The organism is Bacillus sp. FSL K6-1000, assembly GCF_038630785.1.
Classification (GTDB): domain Bacteria; phylum Bacillota; class Bacilli; order Bacillales; family Bacillaceae; genus Bacillus; species Bacillus safensis.
Genome location: NZ_CP152042.1, coordinates 443,550 through 462,154, shown reverse-complemented (window position 1 = coordinate 462,154; position 18,605 = coordinate 443,550). Strand labels below are relative to the sequence as shown.

Here is an 18,605-nt window from a genome sequence, read left to right as displayed (position 1 = left end):
GTGAGATGCTGACAATTCAACTAGATCAAACAGGGCAAAACGGATATATTTATCATCAAATTTATATGAAAATCAAAGAAGAAATCTTAAATCGCAACTTGCAGCCACACGATCAATTACCGTCCAAACGAGAGTTAGCCGATACATTAAACGTCAGCGTTAATTCAGTGAATGGCGCCTATCAGCAGCTGCTTGCCGAGGGGTATTTATACTCGGTTGAGCGCAAAGGTTTTTTCGTGGAGTCACTAGAAACGTTTCATGAATCTGGTCAGCTAAAACCCTCTTCTCTTCCTGTAGATTTAAAGGAAGAACCGATTGCACGAGACGACTGGTATTCTTTTTCACATATCTCCGTCGATACAGCGAACTTCCCATTTAAAAGCTGGCTAAAAAGCGAACAAAAGGCGATCCATCTCCACCAAGATGCCTTCGGTGAGCTTCCGCATCCACAAGGTGTGTATGAGCTCAGGGAAACGATTGCCCGGCTGATCGGACTTGCGAGAGGAGTCAAATGCTATCCAGAACAGCTCATTTTAAGTGCAGGCACACAGTCACTGATCCATTCGTTATCAAGCATTCTTCCAGCCGATCAAGTATACGGGCTAGAAAACCCTGGCTACCGCCGGCTCTATCAAATGCTGAAAAACAATCATCATCAAATTGAAACGATTGGCATTGATCAAAAAGGTGTGCGGATGAACGACATTTATAAGAAACAGCCGAATGTGTTGATCATCACCCCTTCACATCAATTTCCAACAGGGGTGATTATGCCGATTTCCCGGCGCATTCAGCTGTTAAACTGGGCAGCTGATCAGCCAGATCGTTATATCATTGAGGATGATTATGACAGTGAATTTAAATATGGCACAGACAGCATTCCAGCGCTGCAAAGTCTCGATCGATATGACAAAGTCATTTATATGGGCACCTTTTCAAAATCATTGCTGCCCGGCTTGCGGCTAAGCTATATGGTGCTGCCTCAGCATTTATTGAGACGCTATAAAGAAGAACAGCATTTTTTCATTCAAACTGCTAATCTTTTTACACAATACACCCTTCTTCATTTTATAAAAGATGGGGCGTATCAACGGCATATTAAACGAATGAATGGTTTATATGAGGAAAAACGGAAGCAGCTCATTGAAGAGCTCAATATGGTTTTTTCTGACAATGTGCGGATTATTGGAGAAAATGCCGGGCTTCATTTTATCGCAGAGTTCCGTTCAAACCGGACGCAGCATGAGATTTTACAGCGAGCGAAAGAAAGGAAGCTGAAAATGTACGGTATGGATCGTTTTACCCTTGATGAGCAATTGCCGGGGCATCAGCCAGGCTTTATCCCGCTCGTCCTCGGCTTCTCACATATGAGGCGAGAGGATATTCAGCCGGCAGTGAAACGGCTGTATGACGCCATTTTTGGGAAATAAAACAGCCAGCTGCTCTTCATAGACAGCTGGCTTACCACCGCTTTTTATCTACAGCTAGAATCGATGACATGAGTCCAGGAAAAGCGGTCTCGATGTCTTCTTTTCTTAAAGAATAGTAACGGTGCTTCCCGTCAATTCTCACTTTCACGACGCCTGCCTCCCTCAGCACTTTGAAGTGATGGGAAAGTGTGGATTTGGCAATATTCATCTCATACGTGCCGCATGTCCTCTCCCCCGCTTCTGCCAAGCAGCGGACAATTTCTAACCGGATTGGATCAGCCAATGCGTGCAGCACAGAAATCAGTCTCATATCTTCTTTGTTTGGATGGTTTGGATTCGTCATACGATAAATGTATCGTATTTTGTGCCAACATACAATCTCATTCACCTAAAACTCATGAACTGACTAGGCATGTAACGATTTAACTTCATTCACGTCCATTACTTAAGAAACGCTGTATTGAAGGGAAGGAACCTTTTTTGATACGTAACATATGGTTTAGTTTATTGCTCTTGCTGCTCACGTCTTCCTTATGCGCCTGCCAGTCAGTCCAATATCATTCCCAGTCAAAACCACCTAGTGCGGAAGAGTTATTAGCTATGGATCAGCAGGCAGATTTATTTCAATGGGAAGGAACCGTGTATGAAACAAATGTAGATTGGACGACATCCTTACACGTCACAAAACATCAGCAAGTAGGTGTCATTCAGAAAACAGCCGCCAAAAATTTTGAACATGGTACAGCTTCTAGGCTGCAAAAAGGGACCGCTATTTACTCTGTGAAGGAGAGAGAAGACCTTTTGGTCGTTGAACTTCACGGCAAAACAAAAATATATGTCGCACATGCGGAAGGGTAAAGTACCTGTCATACAGACGGGTATTTTTTTAAGTTCATTTTCTTGTCTTAAGGCATTGGTTTTGTTATGATAGCCAAAGTGACCACTCGGTTTCCATTGTGACCATATGGTTTTGCCGATTCGGAAAGGACTTAAGAAGATGAACGAAAAGCAAGAAGAGATTTTGCGGGTTTCGAAGAAATTGTTTTCTCAAAAAGGCTATATGAGTGTCTCCATGCAGTCAATTGCCGATGCCTGTAAAATATCCAAAGCGTCTATTTATAAACTGTTTGATTCAAAGGAAGCTCTTCTATTAGAACTGATTAAATACAATCAGCGCAAAATGAGAGAGATTTCCCGCATCATTCATTCAGAAACGACGCTGTCCAAAAAGGAAAAATTCACAAAGAAAATCAAGCTTGAGCTTGAAGAGTTTAAAGAGAATCATAAATTTTTGAACATGCTGTCCTTTGAAGCTTTTTCTCAGCATTCGCCCATTGTCATTAAGCATTTACGTGAAACACGCTCCATTATCATGCAGCGGCACAGAGACATTATTTTAAGTACATATGGTGAATCTGTCGCTCCATATGTCTGGGATTTAGTGATTGTTCTCAATGGATTAATGAGAGAATTCATCTTAATGCTGGCGATTGAGCAAAAAAACATCCAATTAGAAATTGCTGCCGAAATGATCATCGGTGTAATGGATCGTGTATCGAAAAAGCCTTGTTCCATTGAACCTGTGTTAACAGACGAGCTGATGAACTCTTATTTGCTTTCCTCACAGGACGAATATGACGAAGAAAAACTTGTCAATTCGTACTTAACAAAGATCAAACAAGAGCTTCACTCATGGCCAAACGGAGAAGAAAAAAATGATCTCCTCTCTGCGTATGAGCTGCTCAATCAGGAATTATCAAAGGACCAACCGAGAACCTTTTTAATCAGCTCACTGCTCGATTATTTAGGCAAAAACAGCGTTTTATCACAAAACGTGTCACAGCTGAAAAGCATCATTTTATAGATAAAGAAGGGATAACATGAACCAATCAACAACATCTTACAATCGATCTGTGATTGTTGGGATTTTTCTCGTTGGGGCATTCGTCGCGATATTAAACCAAACGCTTCTTATTCCAGCGATCCCACATATCATGGAGGACTTCAATATTGAGGTCAGCAAAGGACAGTGGCTTACAACAGCCTTTATGCTGACAAACGGGATTCTCATCCCGATTACGGCTTTCTTAATTGAGAAATTTTCGAGCCGTTCTTTAGTTTTAACGGCACTTAGCATCTTTACAGCCGGTACAATTCTTGCTTCATTTGCTACGAATTTCCCGGTGTTACTTGCAGCGCGTATCGTACAGGCAGCCGGTGCAGGGATTTTAATGCCGCTGATGCAAACGATCTTTTTAACCATTTTCCCAAAAGAAAAACGTGGGCAGGCAATGGGCATGGTCGGACTTGTCATTTCGTTCGCACCAGCGCTTGGACCAACACTTGGCGGCTGGATTGTCGATTCCTTCAGCTGGAAGGCTCTGTTCTATATTGTTCTGCCAATCGGTATCATCGACCTTATTCTTGCTTTCTTCTTAATGAAAAATGTCACACAGCAGCGAGAGACACGTATTGATGTCTTATCTGTCATCTTGTCGTCCTTCGGTTTCGGCGGATTGCTTTACGGATTTTCTAGTGTCGGCACGTATGGATGGATGAGTGCGACTGTTCTCATTTCGCTGATTGTCGGCGCCGTGAGCTTGTTCTTCTTTATCCTGCGCCAGTCGAACTTAACAAGACCGATGCTTGAGTTTGGCGTATTTAAATTTGCTATCTTTAGCTTAACAACCTTCCTTGGAATGCTTGTCTTTGCTTTATTAATTGGTACAGAGACAATTCTGCCGCTTTATACGCAGAATGTCAGAGGGCTGTCTGCACTTGATACAGGGCTGATCTTATTGCCAGGTGCTCTCTTTATGGGATTCCTGTCACCAATTATCGGACGGATTTTTGATAAAGTCGGCGGAAGAGGGCTCGCATTAGGCGGATTTACGATCCTCACCGTTACCACCCTGCCATTTATGCTGCTCACCCTTGATTCATCGATCGCTCTCATTACGGTCGCCTATACGCTTCGCTTAATCGGGGTTGGGATGATCATGATGCCGCTGACAACGGCAGGTATTAACGCATTACCGCCTCATTTGATCCCGCATGGGACAGCGATGAATAACACGATGAGACAAATAGGCGGTTCCATTGGAACGGCTGTGCTTGTTTCCATCATGAGCAGCTCTGCTGCAAATGCAGAATTGGCCAATCCATTAAAATCAGCCGTTCATGGAATGAATACGTCATTTTTCATTTCTGGTCTGATTGCGGTCATTGGACTCATCCTCTCCTTTTTCTTAAAGGCAAAACGTGATAACAAAGTGATGAAGCAGGAGATATCTTCCTCCTCCTCTTCTTCATAAGAAAAAGAGCTCGGCATATGGCCGGCTCTTTTTTCATATCATCATACAACATCGTCCTCTCTGTAAATACATTTGTATTTCTAGAAAAGAAAAACCTTGATAATTTAAAGAAAAGAGTTGATAATAGGAACTATTCAATTTGTGAGAAAATTTTTACTATAGGAGATGTATGCATTGAAGGTCGTGAAATTTGGTGGCAGTTCACTTGCATCTGGCAAGCAGCTGCAAAAGGTATTTGACATTGTAACAGCAGATCCAGCTCGAAAAGCAGTCGTTGTTTCCGCACCAGGAAAACGGCATTCAACGGATACGAAGGTCACCGATCTATTAATTAGCTGTGGTGAACAATATTTACGTTTAGGTGAAGCACATGATTTAAAGGAAGCCGTCATCGAGAGGTATGCCTCAATAGCGGATGAACTCGGATTAGGTCAAGACATTATCGATACCATCAGGCAAGATCTAGACACATTATTACAGGCTGATTCATCCCGCCCTGAGTGCTATCTTGATGCCATTAAAGCAAGCGGTGAAGACAATAACGCTAAGCTCATTGCCGCCTATTTCCGCCACCAGGGTGTGGAAGCTCATTATGTGAATCCAAAGGAAGCTGGTTTGTTTGTGAGCGATGAGCCTGGTCAAGCGCAAGTCCTGCCGGAGTCATATGATCATTTGTACAAATTAAGAGAGCGCTCTGGCATTATTATATTCCCTGGCTTTTTTGGCTTTAGCCTAGCAGGAGACATCGTCACCTTTTCGCGAAGCGGCTCCGATATTACCGGCTCCATTTTGGCGAACGGTCTAAAGGCAGATGTGTATGAAAACTTTACAGATGTGGATGCTGTCTATGCTGTCAATCCAACGATCGTTCATGAACCGAAAGAGATTACAGAGCTGACATACCGGGAAATGCGCGAGCTGTCTTATGCTGGTTTTTCTGTTTTTCATGATGAAGCACTCATTCCAGCCTTCCGTGCAGGCATTCCGGTTCAGATTAAAAACACCAATAATCCTTCGGCAAAAGGCACAAAAATTGTGAATCAGCGCGATCATACAAATGGACCGGTTGTTGGAATCGCCTCAGACAATGGATTTTGCAGCATTTACATTAGTAAATATTTGATGAACAGAGAAGTCGGTTTTGGACGTAAGGTGCTGCAAACACTAGAGGAATATGGGCTTACGTATGAGCATGTTCCTTCTGGCATTGATGATATGACCATTATTTTACGTCAGGATCAGCTGGAGGAGCAGCATATTGAAGAAGAGCTGCTAGACCGCTTAAAGCTCGTGCTTGATGCAGATGAGGTCGTTTTAGAGCGGAATCTCTCGCTGATTATGGTTGTAGGAGAAGCGATGCGTCATAATGTTGGCACAACAGCAAGAGCGGCAAAGGCGCTGTCAAAAGCGAAGGTCAATATCGAAATGATCAACCAAGGTTCTTCAGAGGTCAGCATGATGTTTGGCGTCAAAGCGGCTCAAGAAAAAGAAGCTGTTCAAGCCTTATATGAGGAATTTTTCTCTATGTCTACTGTCCCTGTCTCCCTTTAATCAGCAGGCTGCCAGATCTTAAGATCCGGCAGTCTTTTTTCCTCTCGCCGATTCGAGTTCTCTGCGCATTAAAGTGTATCTATTTCTCGTTTGATTTTGTATGATAGAGACAAATCAACTATCCGTTCCGACCTATGATCGGAGCTACAAGGAGTCCTAAAACAATGCCTCGTCAACAACTATTAAAACAGTTTCGCAATTTTCATGATGCTTCTACTAGTATTTTAAACATGATGAGTCAATTCATTGGTGTGAATACACTGTTTATCGCTAAAAATGATCAAAACACCAATCAAATTGTAAAAGTGTTAAATCATGACGAGCAGCTTCTTGAAGAAGGGGAAGAACTTCCTTATGAAAAGACATTTTGCAAGCTGACGGTCGACCATCAGGCTACACTTGTGATCCCTGACATTTCGAAAGATGACCGTTTTAAATACTTAGAGGTCACGAAAAATCTTCAAGGCGGCTCGTTCATTGGGGTTCCCATTGATTTCACAGATGGGACGAACTACGGAACGATTTGCGGACTTGATGTGAGACCAAATCATTTCACAGAAGAGCATGTGTATATGTTTGAAACGATGGCTTCTTTATTAAGCTACGTTCTCGAGCTAGACCGTGCCAACAGGCAGATTCAGCAATTGTCTGTACCGATCGTACCAGTTGTTGACGGTGTCGCCGTGCTTCCTCTGCTTGGTGATATTGAAGAGACACGTGCTCAGCATATTTTGGAAACCATTTTACAGGAAAGCTACAGGCTGTCGCTCTCTCATTTGGTTATTGATGTATCGGGAACAAAAAGCCTGAATGAACAGAGCATTCAATATTTGGTCAGCTACGCACAAACGCTGAGACTTTTAGGAATTTCAGCAGTTTTAACAGGCATTAAACAAGACCTTGCTTTAAGTGCGATTCAATCCAATATATCGTTTAAAGACATCACCATCCGAAAAGATTTACCGCAGGCACTTGCTCATATTGGGTTAACGTTTACCAAAAATGAATAAGTGGTGATTCACCAAAAAGGGCTAAAATGAACTTCATTTTAGCCCTTTTCTTCTGGAAACGGCAGTCGAATGGTAAATGTCGTTCCATTGTTTTTTTCACTTTTCATATCAATATGCCCTTCATGTAAGTCCACAAGCTGCTTCACGATGGACAAGCCCAATCCGTATTCTCCATACGGTGTATTCGTTCTTGAGATATCCGCTTTATAAAAACGTTCCCATATGTGTTTGACTTCATCTGGCGCAATGCCAATGCCTGTGTCTTCCACTTCAATGATCGTCTCTTGATTTCCTTGTTTTCCTCTTAAGTAAATACGACCGCCTTCTGTGAATTGAATCGCGTTCTTTGTGATATTGACAAGCATTTGAATGAGCCTGTCATAATCCGCATAAACCTTTAGCTTGGGATCAACATCCACGATCAGCTGATTGTTTTTCTCTTCGGCGATTCGGCTCAGCTGCTCTTTCATCACTTCAAATGTGTCAATGAGTGGATAGTGAAATTTCTGAAGGGTAATTTGATTCGATCTAATTTTCTCATAATCCATATTTTCATTGACGAGGCGCAGCATACGTTTTGTCTCGTCAGTAATTAAGGAATAGCATTTCTCTTTCTCTTCTGCTGACACATCCGCTGTGTTCAGCCATTCCACCAGTCCTCGAATGGTAGTCAGCGGAGTTTTCAATTCGTGAGACACATCTGCGATGAATTGGCGTCTGCGCTTTTCGAGCCGGTCAATTTCCTCTCTTGATTGCTGAAGACGCTTGGCCATCATATTAAAATCCTCACCAAGTGTGCCAATTTCATCAAGGTGTTTGTTTTCAAGCTTGATGTTGTAATCACCTTGCGCAATCTTTTCAGTCGCCTCTCTCAACTTTTTGATGCGGTTCACATGAAATTTAGACAAGAACAGGCTGAGAATAAAGGTGATCGTCAGTGCCACAAATACGATGATATACAGATAACGATTCATTTGGGCGATAAGCTGTTCAGCGCCTTGAATCGGGGCAATAAGGACGACTCCACCCTTTAGCTTTCCATCCTCCATGACAGGGAGTGCCACAAGTGATGCCTCTTGATCAAGGCGGCGTGAATCACTTCGCTTGTCAATGATTTGCTCTCCTTTTGAGAGTTTGGCCCATAAATCCTTTGTCAATAATACTTCATGCGGCGGCATCTCTTGCTGCTGAGAGAGAATATCTCCTTTTTCATCAAACACGAAAAAACGAATTTGCCTCGTCGAAAGAATATCTTCAAATGGACGCAGACGAAAGGTCATCTCGCTTTTAGGAAGTCGTTTATAATCTTGCAAGATTTCATTCCCATAGGAGCTCATTTCATTCACTCTGTTTTGATAAGCAATATCTTTCACAAAATGAGATAAAAGGGTGCTGATAATGACAATGGCGATGAGCAATAACCCAAGATGACTGATCAGCAGCTGATAAAAATATTTAATCTTCATCGAACTTATACCCTACGCCCCATACTGTATACAAAAAGGGCTTAGGACCGTCCCCAATTTTTTGACGCAGCCGTTTAATATGAACATCTACCGTTCGTTCATCTCCATAAAATTGATATCCCCAAATTTGCTCAAGCAATTGTTCTCGTGAAAATACTTGCCGAGGATGCTGAATAAAAAAGCACAACAGATCGTATTCCTTCGGTGTGAGGTTCTCTATTCGCTCTCCATCCAGGAAAACTTCCCTCGTTTTCTTATCCAACTGAAAATGTGCTGTCTTCAGCCGTTCACCCTCATTCACCTTTTCTTGAGTCGTTGTATGAGCAAAGCGTCGTTTCACCGCTCTAATTCTTGCCATCAAGGTGAGTGGGCTAAAAGGCTTGGTCACATAATCATCTGCCCCAAGATCAAAACCAAGCACTTGATCAGATTCGGTTTCCTTTGCTGTCAGCATGATAATCGGAACATCACTGATCTGACGCACCTTTTGACAAATGGTCAGACCATCTATCGAAGGAAGCATGACATCTAAGATGAGCAGATCCCAATCCTCCTCTTGCTGAAAGCGATTCAGTCCTTCTAATCCATCATGAACGAATTCAGCTTGAAATCCCTCTCGTTGAAAAAACATATCCGTCATTGTACAAACACTCTGATTATCTTCAATCATTAATATTTTCATCATCAGCCTCCGCTGCTGCCATTGTTTTTCTTTATGTAGCTTTATTTTACATCTTCCCTCTCAAATCTCAATTGGATTCCACTGTTTTCATGAACTTATCATCGTTTGGTCATCTTTTATTCATACTTTTTGAAAGAACTAATACTGCGGTGAATCACATGAGTTTTTTTATGATGGAATTGCAGAAGATGGTCAAGATGTTAGTTGAAGTTATAATTCAACATTACTTTACAACATATCAAGATGAGGACAGTGTCATTTATGGTTCTTTAACTCATGAGGAAGTCTCATATATTTAGATAAAGAACTTCCTGACAGTTTATGATAGATCTATTTAAAAAAGCTCATCTCTATTGATGAGCTTTTTTATCATGCCAGCAACTTCAAATACGCAGCGTCGTTTCCCTCTTCAACAGCCTGTAAAATCTGCTGTGCTTGTGATGCGCTTGTGATGCTGCTTAACTTTTGTATGATATCTTCTTTCGATAACGCACAGCCTGGTGCTCCCTGAGGTACATCAACTCGCTTACTGATGTTGGTGCCGTCAAGTAAAGTGAGCTTTACAATCGTAAAGCGTCCTTTTGGAACAGCATCGGGATGGGGCTCTATCGTTTGATCATATCCTCTGCTCACCCGCTTCATCCATATCCGCATGTCTGATGGAATGTTTTTTTTCGTAAAGGCATCCAGCGTAAGCGTCTGTCCAAACACTGAAAGTGCGATGACGTATTCGACACTGAATCGTCCTTCTTCCCCGGTTAAAGGTGTCCGCTCAATAAGCGCTGCATCTCCGCCTGGCGGGAATATGACATCAACCTGTTTTACCTGCTCCGGCAAGAAAGACCGCTCTTTCATTAAGGATTGGATCGCATCTGCCGCATGGTGGGCTGCTGAGCAGAATGGATATACTTTGAACCACAGCCCCGGCGAAACGATACGCCATGTAGAACCATAGCCCTCTAGCAAACGGCTTTTCGCACGCTCCAGATCTCCATAGAGTGAAAAGAAACCAAGCGCGCCATCAAGAACCGAGTCATTTCCGCCAAAACCTGAACAAGCTAATTCCATAGACCAAACGGCTGTTTTAGCAGCTAAGCCGGCTTGTAATGGTTTCATATCAGAGCCAAACTGCTTTCGCATTCCGGCTGATTGCGCTCCGGCAAAGCCGATTGCTTTCGTCAGTTCTTCTCCTGTGACCTGCTTCAAATAGCCAATCGCACATACTGCCGCAATGGCACCGAGTGTCCCCGTATTATGCCAGCCCCGCTCATAATGCGCCTTGCCGATGGATTCGCCAAGTCTTGCCATCACTTCAACACCTATGATGTAGGCAGCTAAAAACCGTTCGCCATACCCTTTGCCGTCTGTCAGCTGTGATAGCAGCGCCGGAATGATGACCGCACTTGGGTGTCCTCTCACATCTGAGTGCACATCATCATAATCAAGGGCATGGATGAGGTAGCCGTTCAGCATTGCTGCGGATTGGCGACTCACCTTCCTCCCTTGTCCCATGACAGGAATCTGAGCGGCTCCGCCTTCCTGTTCAACAAGCTGCATCAGCTTCTGAATCCCTTCATCCTCTTTCGCAGCAAGCGCTGATGCCGCAGCATCCAACAGGCCATTTCTAGCCATTTGAATGGCCCGTTCATCTTGCAGCGGATCAGCAGAAAGCACTGCCTCTGCCAACTGTTTTGTTAATTCCATGATCGAGACTCCAATGCCCGAACGGCAAGCTCAGCAAAGAAAGCAGCAGCAACCGGAAGTGCGTCTTCATTTAAAGTAAACGCAGGGTGATGCCATTCCTTCGTACCACTGGTCCCCATCCATACAAAAAAGCCTGGAATGCGTTCTTGATAAAGGGCAAAATCTTCTCCGCCCGGTGACTGCTCTGCCTGCACAACATGTAAGTCAAGCGAGCCCGCTGTTTCTTCTACTACCTTTGTCAGACCCTCATCATTCATGACAGAAGGCAAATACGGATGCCATCTCACTTCAGCCTCTGCTCCAAATCCCTCTGCAATCCCGCTGACGATTTGTTTCATAAGCTCTGGAATCATCGCTCTTACCTCAGGCTCAAACGTCCGCACCGTTCCTTCCATCTCGACACGGTCGGGTATGACATTCCATGATGTACCGCCCTGAATGCGTGTGATGCTGACAACCGCATGATGCAAGGAGCTGATGCGGCGGCTGACGATTTGCTGAAGGGCACTTGTGATCTGCCCGCTGATGGCAATGGGGTCCACCGTGTGATTTGGAATCCCGGCATGACCTCCCGTTCCTTTAATATCGATTTCAAACCGATCCACACTCGCCATCAATGCTTTTTCTCTAATGCCAATCGTGCCAACTGGCAGGTCAGGTTTGTTGTGCATACCGAAAATCGCATCGACTCCATCTAAAACGCCTGCCTCTATGACGTGTTTCGCTCCTTGAGCAACTTCCTCAGCCGGCTGGAACAAAATACGGACCGTGCCTTTGATTTCGTGTTTCCGCTCCTTTAATAAAAGAGCCGCCCCAAAAATAGAAGCTGTATGGAAATCATGACCGCATGCATGCATTTTGCCCGGTACCTTTGAAGAAAATGGTTCGCCAGATGCTTCTTCAATCGGAAGTGCGTCAATATCGGCTCTCAGAGCAATCACCGGTCCTTCTTGTTCTCCTTTGATTTCACAGACAACGCCTGTTTGCAGGGCTGGGATATCAAGTACTGTGATCCCTTCCTCTTCTAACCAGCGGCGCAGTTTCTTTGTCGTTTCATATTCTTCAAACGCCAGCTCTGGATGCTCATGAAGCGCTCGGCGAATGTTGATTAAACGTTTGTTTAAAGCTTCATTTCCTATTGATTTCACTGTCAATCACCCCTCTAAAGAATAAAAAGCAGCTTATGCTTCTTCAGCCGCTGCTTCTTTTTGGATAAATCGTTTCGTCCGTTCATTCTTCGTTTCATCAAATAGCTCAGTTGGCGTGCCCTGCTCAATAATATGACCATCTGCCATGAAAATCACATGGTCTGCCACTTCTCTTGCAAACGCCATTTCATGTGTAACGATGATCATCGTTGTTTCTTGAATCGCAATGGATTTAATGACTTGAAGCACACCTGAGACAAGCTCTGGATCAAGCGCTGACGTTGGTTCATCCAGCAAAATCGCATGTGGATCAACCGCTAACGCGCGGGCAATCCCAATCCGCTGCTGCTGCCCGCCAGATAATGTGACTGGATAGCTGTCAGCCTTTTGCTCTAACCCTACCTGCTTCAGCAGTTTCATACCGATTTCATTCGCCTGCTGCTTTGTCATTTTTTTCGTCACAAGCAACGATTCTGTAATGTTTTGTAGTGCTGTCTTGTTTTTAAATAAATTATAGTTTTGAAACACCATAGCCGTTTGTTGACGTAGGTGATGGGCTTCTTTACGTGAATATTTAGACGCATCGAGCTTCGCACCGCCAATTTCAATCGTGCCTTCATCTGGTGTTTCTAATAAATTTAAGCAGCGCAGCAAGGTGGATTTACCGGAGCCAGAAGGTCCGATAATGGCCACAACCTGCCCTTTTTGCACGTCGAGATTGATTCCGTCTAAGACGACAAGGTCGCCGAATGATTTCTTCAAATTGGTGAGCTTGATCATGTCCACACCTCCTTAATTCCGGTAAGGTTTGCTGATTTTTCGTTCAAATAGGTCTTGCAGGAAGCTATAAATAATCGTCAGCACCCAATATACAATCCCTACGGCTAAATAGGTTTCAAAGTATTTATAGTTCGCCGATGCAATCATCTTCCCTTGTGCAAACATTTCTGCCACACCAATGGTAAAGGCAAGAGATGTTTCTTTTAAAAGACCAATAAAGGTATTCCCCGTCGCTGGAATCGCATTTCTAATGGCCTGCGGGAAAATAATTCTGACGTAAGACTGCCATCTTGTCATACCGACAGATAAGCATGCCTCAAGCTGCCCTTCATCCACTGAGTTCAGAGCCGCTCTGAAAATTTCTGCTAAGTATGCTGAGTTTTTAATACTTAATCCGATAATGACCGCTGTTAAAGCATCCATTGAGGTCATCGCAGGGAATAGCTGCGGGAGACCAAAATAAATGAGAAAGAGCTGAACCAAGGTTGGAACCGCTCTGAAGAAAGAAATATACAGCTTGGCAAATTGGTATAAAACAGGTATCCGGTTTTTCGTAATAAGAGCGAATACCACACCAATGATAATGGCAAATACCATGGAGACAATCGCCATGAAGATCGTTATCGGCAAGTATTGAAGCAGTGTCGGAAAAACCGTCACCATATACTGCCAATCAATTTTGTTCATGTCTGCTCTTCACCGCCGCTGTTGTTATTTTTTAATTGGCACTGTGACATCGTCTTTGAAATATTTCTCAGACAATTTCTTAAGTGTCCCGTCTTCTCTTAATTCTTTGATGGCTTTGTTAAATTCTTCTCTTAGTTTGTCATGCTTTTTATCTTTCGCAAATGGGTAGCCTACTTCTTCATACACAATTGGGTTGCCTACGATTTTCAGCGGCAGACCTGTTTTTTCAATTTGAGCAAGTAATACACTGCGTCCGTTGACATAAGCATCTACGCGGCCATTTGCCACTTCATTTAATACGCCGTCTTGCGTTTCATATGTTTTAATCTTAATTTTCTTATCTGGGTCTTTGCTCTCTAAGTTTTTAGCATGGTTAGAGCCAAGAACCGCCGCCACTGTTTTTCCTTTTAAATCATCAAGACCTTTGATGTCGTTGTTGTCTTTTTTTACGATGATTTGTGTTCCTGCGTATGCGTACGTATCTGTAAAGTTAAATGTTTGTTTACGCTCGTCTGTAATGGCAACTTGGTTTGACACCGTATCGAGCTTACCAGATGTCAGCTGTCCCATTAGTCCGCTGAATTCGCTCAGCTGCCAGTCTAGTTTGTAGCCAAGCTTTTTCGCAATGGCTTCTGTTACTTCAACATCGAATCCGACAAGCTTGCCATTGTCTTTATAAGCGAATGGATAGCTTTGTCCAGTAGCGCCTACTTTTAATACTTTTTCGTCTTTGCCTTCACTTTGATTGTTACCACCGCAAGCTGCTAAAACTGCCAGCATTGCTGCAAAAAGAACGACTAGCCACTTTTTGTTTTTCATGTTCGAAAACCCTTCTTTCGTCTTATGGTTGTGTGATATCTGATCTTAATTGTTTTTTTAAATAAATCGTGATATGACCTTTGCCTAAATCCTTTTCTCCTGCTCTGACATAGCCTTTGCGCTCATACATTTCTACGAGCCACGGGTGCTTATCAGCTGTACCGAGTGACACGTACGGTACCTTTAGTGTATCCCTTAGTACTTCGGTTTCAACCCATTCCAGCAAGGCAGAACCTGTCCCTTTTTTGGCGGCTGGTTCTGAGGCAAACCACCAGATGTGAGGGACGCCGAACGGTCCTGGCTGCTCTCCCCAAGGCATACGGAGTGATAAGGTGGATAGAAGCTCTCCGTTTTCTTCCATCACATAGCAAAGATTCTTTTGTACATTATTCTGAACGAGAGCGAAATCGGCATGTGCTGCTTGGAACTGAATGCCGAGCTCACGAATTGGCTCATAGGCTCTTGTTGTTAGTTCAAGCAGCGCCTCTATATCTGCCTCTGTTGCCAGACGAAACGTGTATCCCAACGTTAGTCACCTCACCTTATGTCGTGTAGCGATTTTTTGGCTCTGTTAGTCCGAGATTTTCTCGTAAGGTTTGTCCTGTGTAATCGGTTTTGAATAAGCCTCGTTCCTGAAGGATTGGGACGACGCGGTCTACAAACACATCCAGTCCTTCTGGCAAGAGCGGCGGCATGACATTAAAGCCGTCTGCTGCTTCTTCATTCAGCCATGTTTCCATCACGTCTGCCAGCTGCTCCGGCGTTCCAATGAAAATATTATGACCGCGTGAGCCGGCAACTGATTGATAGAGCTGGCGAATGGTCAGGTTATCCTTTCTCGCCATATTCATCACGAGATCAAAACGGCTTTTCACCGCATTTGACGTGCTCGGATCAATCTCTGGAAGCGGTCCGTCTAACGGATACTGAGACAGATCAATCCCGCCTAAGTAATTTTGCAGAATGCTCAGTCCAATCTCAGGAACAATCAGCTCCTGTAATTCTTCATATTTTGCTCGGGCTTCTTCCTTTGTCTCAGCAATGATCGGGAAGATACCCGGCATGATGCTGACGTCCTCTCTAGCACGGCCCGCAGCCTCTACTTTCCCCTTCAAGCTTTGATAAAATTCCTTCGCTTTTTCGAGATCGTTTTGTGCAGTGAAAATGAGCTCTGCTGTTTTTGCTGCAAGCTTTTGACCATCTTCGGAAGATCCTGCTTGAATGATCACGGGCTGCCCTTGCGGCGTGCGTGATACGTTGAGAGGCCCCCTGACTGAGAAGAACTCACCTTTATGCTGGAGCTCATGAAGCTTACTAGATTCGAAGAATTCTCCTGTTTCCTTGTTTCTGACAAGGGCGTCTTCCTCCCAAGAATCCCAGAGACCTTTGACGACTTCGACGAACTCTTCTGCCCGCTCATATCGTTTATGGTGTGCTAAATGCTCTTCTCCGCTAAAATTTTTCGCTGTTTCTTCAATAGAAGATGTGACCACATTCCATGCCGCTCTTCCGCCTGATAAATGATCAAGGGAGGCAAACTGTCTTGCAATATGGAAAGGCTCACTGTATGTAGTGGAAGCTGTTGCTGCTAAACCAATCGTTGAAGTAGACTCAGCAATCGATGAAAGCAGCGTGAGCGGTTCAAATCTCGTTAATACGTTCGGATGAGAGGTTTGATTAATGGATAAACTGTCAGCTAAAAAGAGCAAATCCAGCTTTCCTTCCTCTGCCTTTTTCGCTAATTGTTTAAAATAATCTAGGTTCATGGCTGCGTCTGGTACTGCATTCGGATGTCTCCAAGAGGCAACGTGATGTCCAGTTCCTGCGATGAATACGCCTAGCTTGAGCTTCCTTTTCGGCTGTGACACTTGTTCTTCATCCTTTCTATATCCTACATGTATCAAACAGAAGTCCTTAGAAGATACATTTTTCTGATTGAATTAATCGGTTTTATTAATAAAAAAAGGGCAAATGTTGCGAAAAATGAAAAATAATTATTACTATATGCCCTTTTTACAGGATTGTCAACCGCCTTCTGAACCTCCAAAATAAGGGATTTCAAACGCTCATGATGGCGTATCAATCTCAATATTTCCGATGAGCCGGTCTGTGGTATGTGTCAACAATTGACTGCGTTCCAGCATGTTGTGAGCGATGACAGAATGAGTGGAATTTGCGGTGCGGACGGCAATCGCTTTTTGAGGAGATAGATTGATGATGTTATTGCGCAGCACACGAGCTGAGGAAGCCTGGTCAATAAAGATCGCTGTCGGCTGTCCGATCGATCGATTTAAATAGAAGCGGTTATCTCCAATTTGTGGTGAACCATTTTTAATATACATCACCACATATAAGGATGTTTCTTCAAAGGAATTGTCTTTAATTTCTAATGCCCCTGTCGTGCTACTGTATACAGCGTAGTTTTGATAGTTTTTAAAGCGATTCTGCCAGATGAAAGCCTTTGCATTTTCGGTGACACTGATCGTATAGGAAGAATCTAGCTCCGGGTGTCCTTCTTGAATAAAGTGGTTGCCGTTGATCCCTGTTTCCCCTTCCTGCACCCAGATTCCTCTGCTGAATTCTTTGAATTGATTGTGCTGAATAAGGATATTCGTTCCTCTCACCACGGCCGCATCGATAACAGAATAGACCGTATTGTTTGAAAAGACGACACTATCCGATTGATAGATACGCAGGGAGGCGCTCCTTTTTCCGGTATTCGTTCCTGATTCAATATGGTTTCCTTCTATTAGAATACGATTCGCCATATAAACGGACACAGCCGCATCTTCAAAAAGACTAATCTTATTACCTGTAATGTGAACACTGTCTCCCCTCACATCAATCCCTTTTTCAAACCCCTCAATCATATTGCCAATAATAATCACATTGTTTTCGGTTTGACCAAGTGAGACGCCTAAGCTCGTAATCCCTGCTTTTGTAACCCCTCCTCCCACTGCACGAATCATATTGTTGGCAATGATCGTTTCGGTGGAGAAGCCATAGGAGATACTGCTATCTGTATGATTGCCTTCAATGATCACACCATAACCGTTAAAGTTATAGATTGAGCTCGCAGCCCCTCCTCTGACGATGTTGTTTCGAATCTGAATATTCAGCGGTTCTTCCATATTAACGGCATTTTCTCCATAGCCTTCAATATCAATGCCCATTCTTGGCTCGACCCCATTTACTCCTGCTCTTTCCAAGAGACAGTCCTCCACAATGACCCCATCACAGCCTGTAATCGAAATGTTGTTGCGCCTCGAATCTGTGATGGTGCAGCCGGAAATATCAATAGATGCAGCAGGCGAGTACGGTTCACCCTCTGTCAATAAACCATGGGGACTGACAATAATGCCGTCTCCCGTACAATTTTTGATTTGGACATGATTCACCTCGACATGGGAGGCACCTTCAATGCACACCCCAAAGCCCCATTCATGGGTTTTTCGTTCAGAGGGGAGCGGCTTGTATACATGCTCATGACGATCCCCTTCAATACGTCCGCCTCGGATGGTCACATTCTGAACCTTTCCTATATAAAAGGCTGCATACCCCCATGAATCATTTGGTTTTACCTTTATCACAGCGTCTGAAGCCATCTCAATGCATATATGACTTGGCACCCGTATACCTGCACCTCGGAAAGGAAAAAATGAATCACCTCTGTACACCGCATCTATTAAATATGTGCCGCTCGGCAGCCAGACATGGGAATACCCTTGTGCTTTTGTCCATTCTAAACATTCATTGAGCTTGGCTGTGCAATCCGTTTTCCCGTCAGCAATCACGCCAAAATCTAGTACATTGACAACAGGTTTTTTTAGATCAGCTTCATTCAATTCCCCCAACCTAAATCACTCCTTTTCACACATGTTCTCTCGTCATTCTATGCATGTGGTAAAGGTTTGCTTGTACATTGATTCAAATTTTAAATAAATTCTTCCGGAATAACTTTCCGATAATTTTTACTTCAATGAATTTTTCAATTTTTTGAGTCTTTAAGCCTAT

General features: G+C 43.6%; 17 protein-coding genes. 6 read left to right on the top strand and 11 right to left on the bottom strand.

The annotated features are described in order from the left end of the window. Positions 1–5 precede the first annotated feature (5 nt). Positions 6–1,430 (top strand): PLP-dependent aminotransferase family protein, encoded by a 1,425-nt coding sequence (locus MHI46_RS02215; RefSeq protein WP_260775285.1) that lies wholly within the window; start codon positions 6–8, stop codon positions 1,428–1,430. A gap of 31 nt (positions 1,431–1,461) precedes the next feature. Here the strand turns inward: MHI46_RS02215 and MHI46_RS02210 are convergent, their stop codons facing one another. Further along, on the bottom strand, positions 1,462–1,773 hold the full coding sequence (locus MHI46_RS02210) for a metalloregulator ArsR/SmtB family transcription factor (RefSeq protein WP_039182979.1): 312 nt from the start codon (positions 1,771–1,773) through the stop codon (positions 1,462–1,464). Between the two features lie 137 nt (positions 1,774–1,910). Between MHI46_RS02210 and MHI46_RS02205 the strand changes: the two genes are divergently transcribed. From MHI46_RS02205 to MHI46_RS02185, 5 genes are all read left to right on the top strand, one after another. Further along, positions 1,911–2,288 (top strand): hypothetical protein, encoded by a 378-nt coding sequence (locus tag MHI46_RS02205; protein ID WP_260775284.1) that lies wholly within the window; start codon positions 1,911–1,913, stop codon positions 2,286–2,288. A gap of 139 nt (positions 2,289–2,427) precedes the next feature. Next, the gene (locus MHI46_RS02200; protein ID WP_228280305.1) at positions 2,428–3,294 is read left to right on the top strand and encodes a TetR/AcrR family transcriptional regulator; all 867 of its coding nucleotides are present in this window, start codon (positions 2,428–2,430) and stop codon (positions 3,292–3,294) included. Positions 3,295–3,310: 16 nt separating this feature from the next. Further along, complete coding sequence (locus MHI46_RS02195) at positions 3,311–4,744, top strand: MDR family MFS transporter (protein ID WP_144490730.1); 1,434 nt, start codon at positions 3,311–3,313, stop codon at positions 4,742–4,744. 174 nt (positions 4,745–4,918) lie between these two features. Continuing rightward, on the top strand, positions 4,919–6,295 hold the full coding sequence (locus tag MHI46_RS02190; RefSeq protein WP_034283784.1) for an aspartate kinase: 1,377 nt from the start codon (positions 4,919–4,921) through the stop codon (positions 6,293–6,295). A 164-nt stretch (positions 6,296–6,459) separates the two neighbouring features. After that, positions 6,460–7,305, top strand: coding sequence for a GAF domain-containing protein (locus MHI46_RS02185; RefSeq protein WP_342503079.1), 846 nt, complete (start codon positions 6,460–6,462; stop codon positions 7,303–7,305). 38 nt (positions 7,306–7,343) lie between these two features. Here MHI46_RS02185 and MHI46_RS02180 read toward each other — a convergent pair whose 3' ends face one another. From MHI46_RS02180 to MHI46_RS02135, 10 genes are all read right to left on the bottom strand, one after another. Then, positions 7,344–8,771, bottom strand: coding sequence for a HAMP domain-containing sensor histidine kinase (locus MHI46_RS02180; RefSeq protein ID WP_106025697.1), 1,428 nt, complete (start codon positions 8,769–8,771; stop codon positions 7,344–7,346). Beyond that, a complete protein-coding gene (locus tag MHI46_RS02175; protein ID WP_260776060.1) occupies positions 8,761–9,453 on the bottom strand; it encodes a response regulator transcription factor in 693 nt (230 codons plus the stop codon). Before MHI46_RS02175 ends, MHI46_RS02180 begins: the two co-directional genes overlap by 11 nt. Before the next feature lie 369 nt (positions 9,454–9,822). Beyond that, positions 9,823–11,157 (bottom strand): MmgE/PrpD family protein, encoded by a 1,335-nt coding sequence (locus MHI46_RS02170; protein WP_260775283.1) that lies wholly within the window; start codon positions 11,155–11,157, stop codon positions 9,823–9,825. Beyond that, complete coding sequence (locus tag MHI46_RS02165; protein WP_059374440.1) at positions 11,148–12,305, bottom strand: amidohydrolase; 1,158 nt, start codon at positions 12,303–12,305, stop codon at positions 11,148–11,150. Before MHI46_RS02165 ends, MHI46_RS02170 begins: the two co-directional genes overlap by 10 nt. A gap of 33 nt (positions 12,306–12,338) precedes the next feature. Then, the gene (locus tag MHI46_RS02160) at positions 12,339–13,085 is read right to left on the bottom strand and encodes an amino acid ABC transporter ATP-binding protein (protein ID WP_260775280.1); all 747 of its coding nucleotides are present in this window, start codon (positions 13,083–13,085) and stop codon (positions 12,339–12,341) included. Between the two features lie 12 nt (positions 13,086–13,097). After that, positions 13,098–13,772, bottom strand: a complete 675-nt coding sequence (locus MHI46_RS02155; RefSeq protein ID WP_041089072.1) for an amino acid ABC transporter permease — start codon at positions 13,770–13,772, stop codon at positions 13,098–13,100. A gap of 24 nt (positions 13,773–13,796) precedes the next feature. Then, positions 13,797–14,591: an amino acid ABC transporter substrate-binding protein gene (locus tag MHI46_RS02150; protein ID WP_024427304.1), complete on the bottom strand. Its 795-nt coding sequence runs from the start codon at positions 14,589–14,591 to the stop codon at positions 13,797–13,799. Positions 14,592–14,613: 22 nt separating this feature from the next. Further along, on the bottom strand, positions 14,614–15,117 hold the full coding sequence (locus MHI46_RS02145; protein WP_342503078.1) for a GNAT family N-acetyltransferase: 504 nt from the start codon (positions 15,115–15,117) through the stop codon (positions 14,614–14,616). A 16-nt stretch (positions 15,118–15,133) separates the two neighbouring features. Next, the gene (locus tag MHI46_RS02140) at positions 15,134–16,459 is read right to left on the bottom strand and encodes an LLM class flavin-dependent oxidoreductase (RefSeq protein WP_151284005.1); all 1,326 of its coding nucleotides are present in this window, start codon (positions 16,457–16,459) and stop codon (positions 15,134–15,136) included. A 198-nt stretch (positions 16,460–16,657) separates the two neighbouring features. Then, complete coding sequence (locus tag MHI46_RS02135) at positions 16,658–18,445, bottom strand: right-handed parallel beta-helix repeat-containing protein (protein ID WP_342503077.1); 1,788 nt, start codon at positions 18,443–18,445, stop codon at positions 16,658–16,660. Positions 18,446–18,605 lie beyond the last annotated feature (160 nt).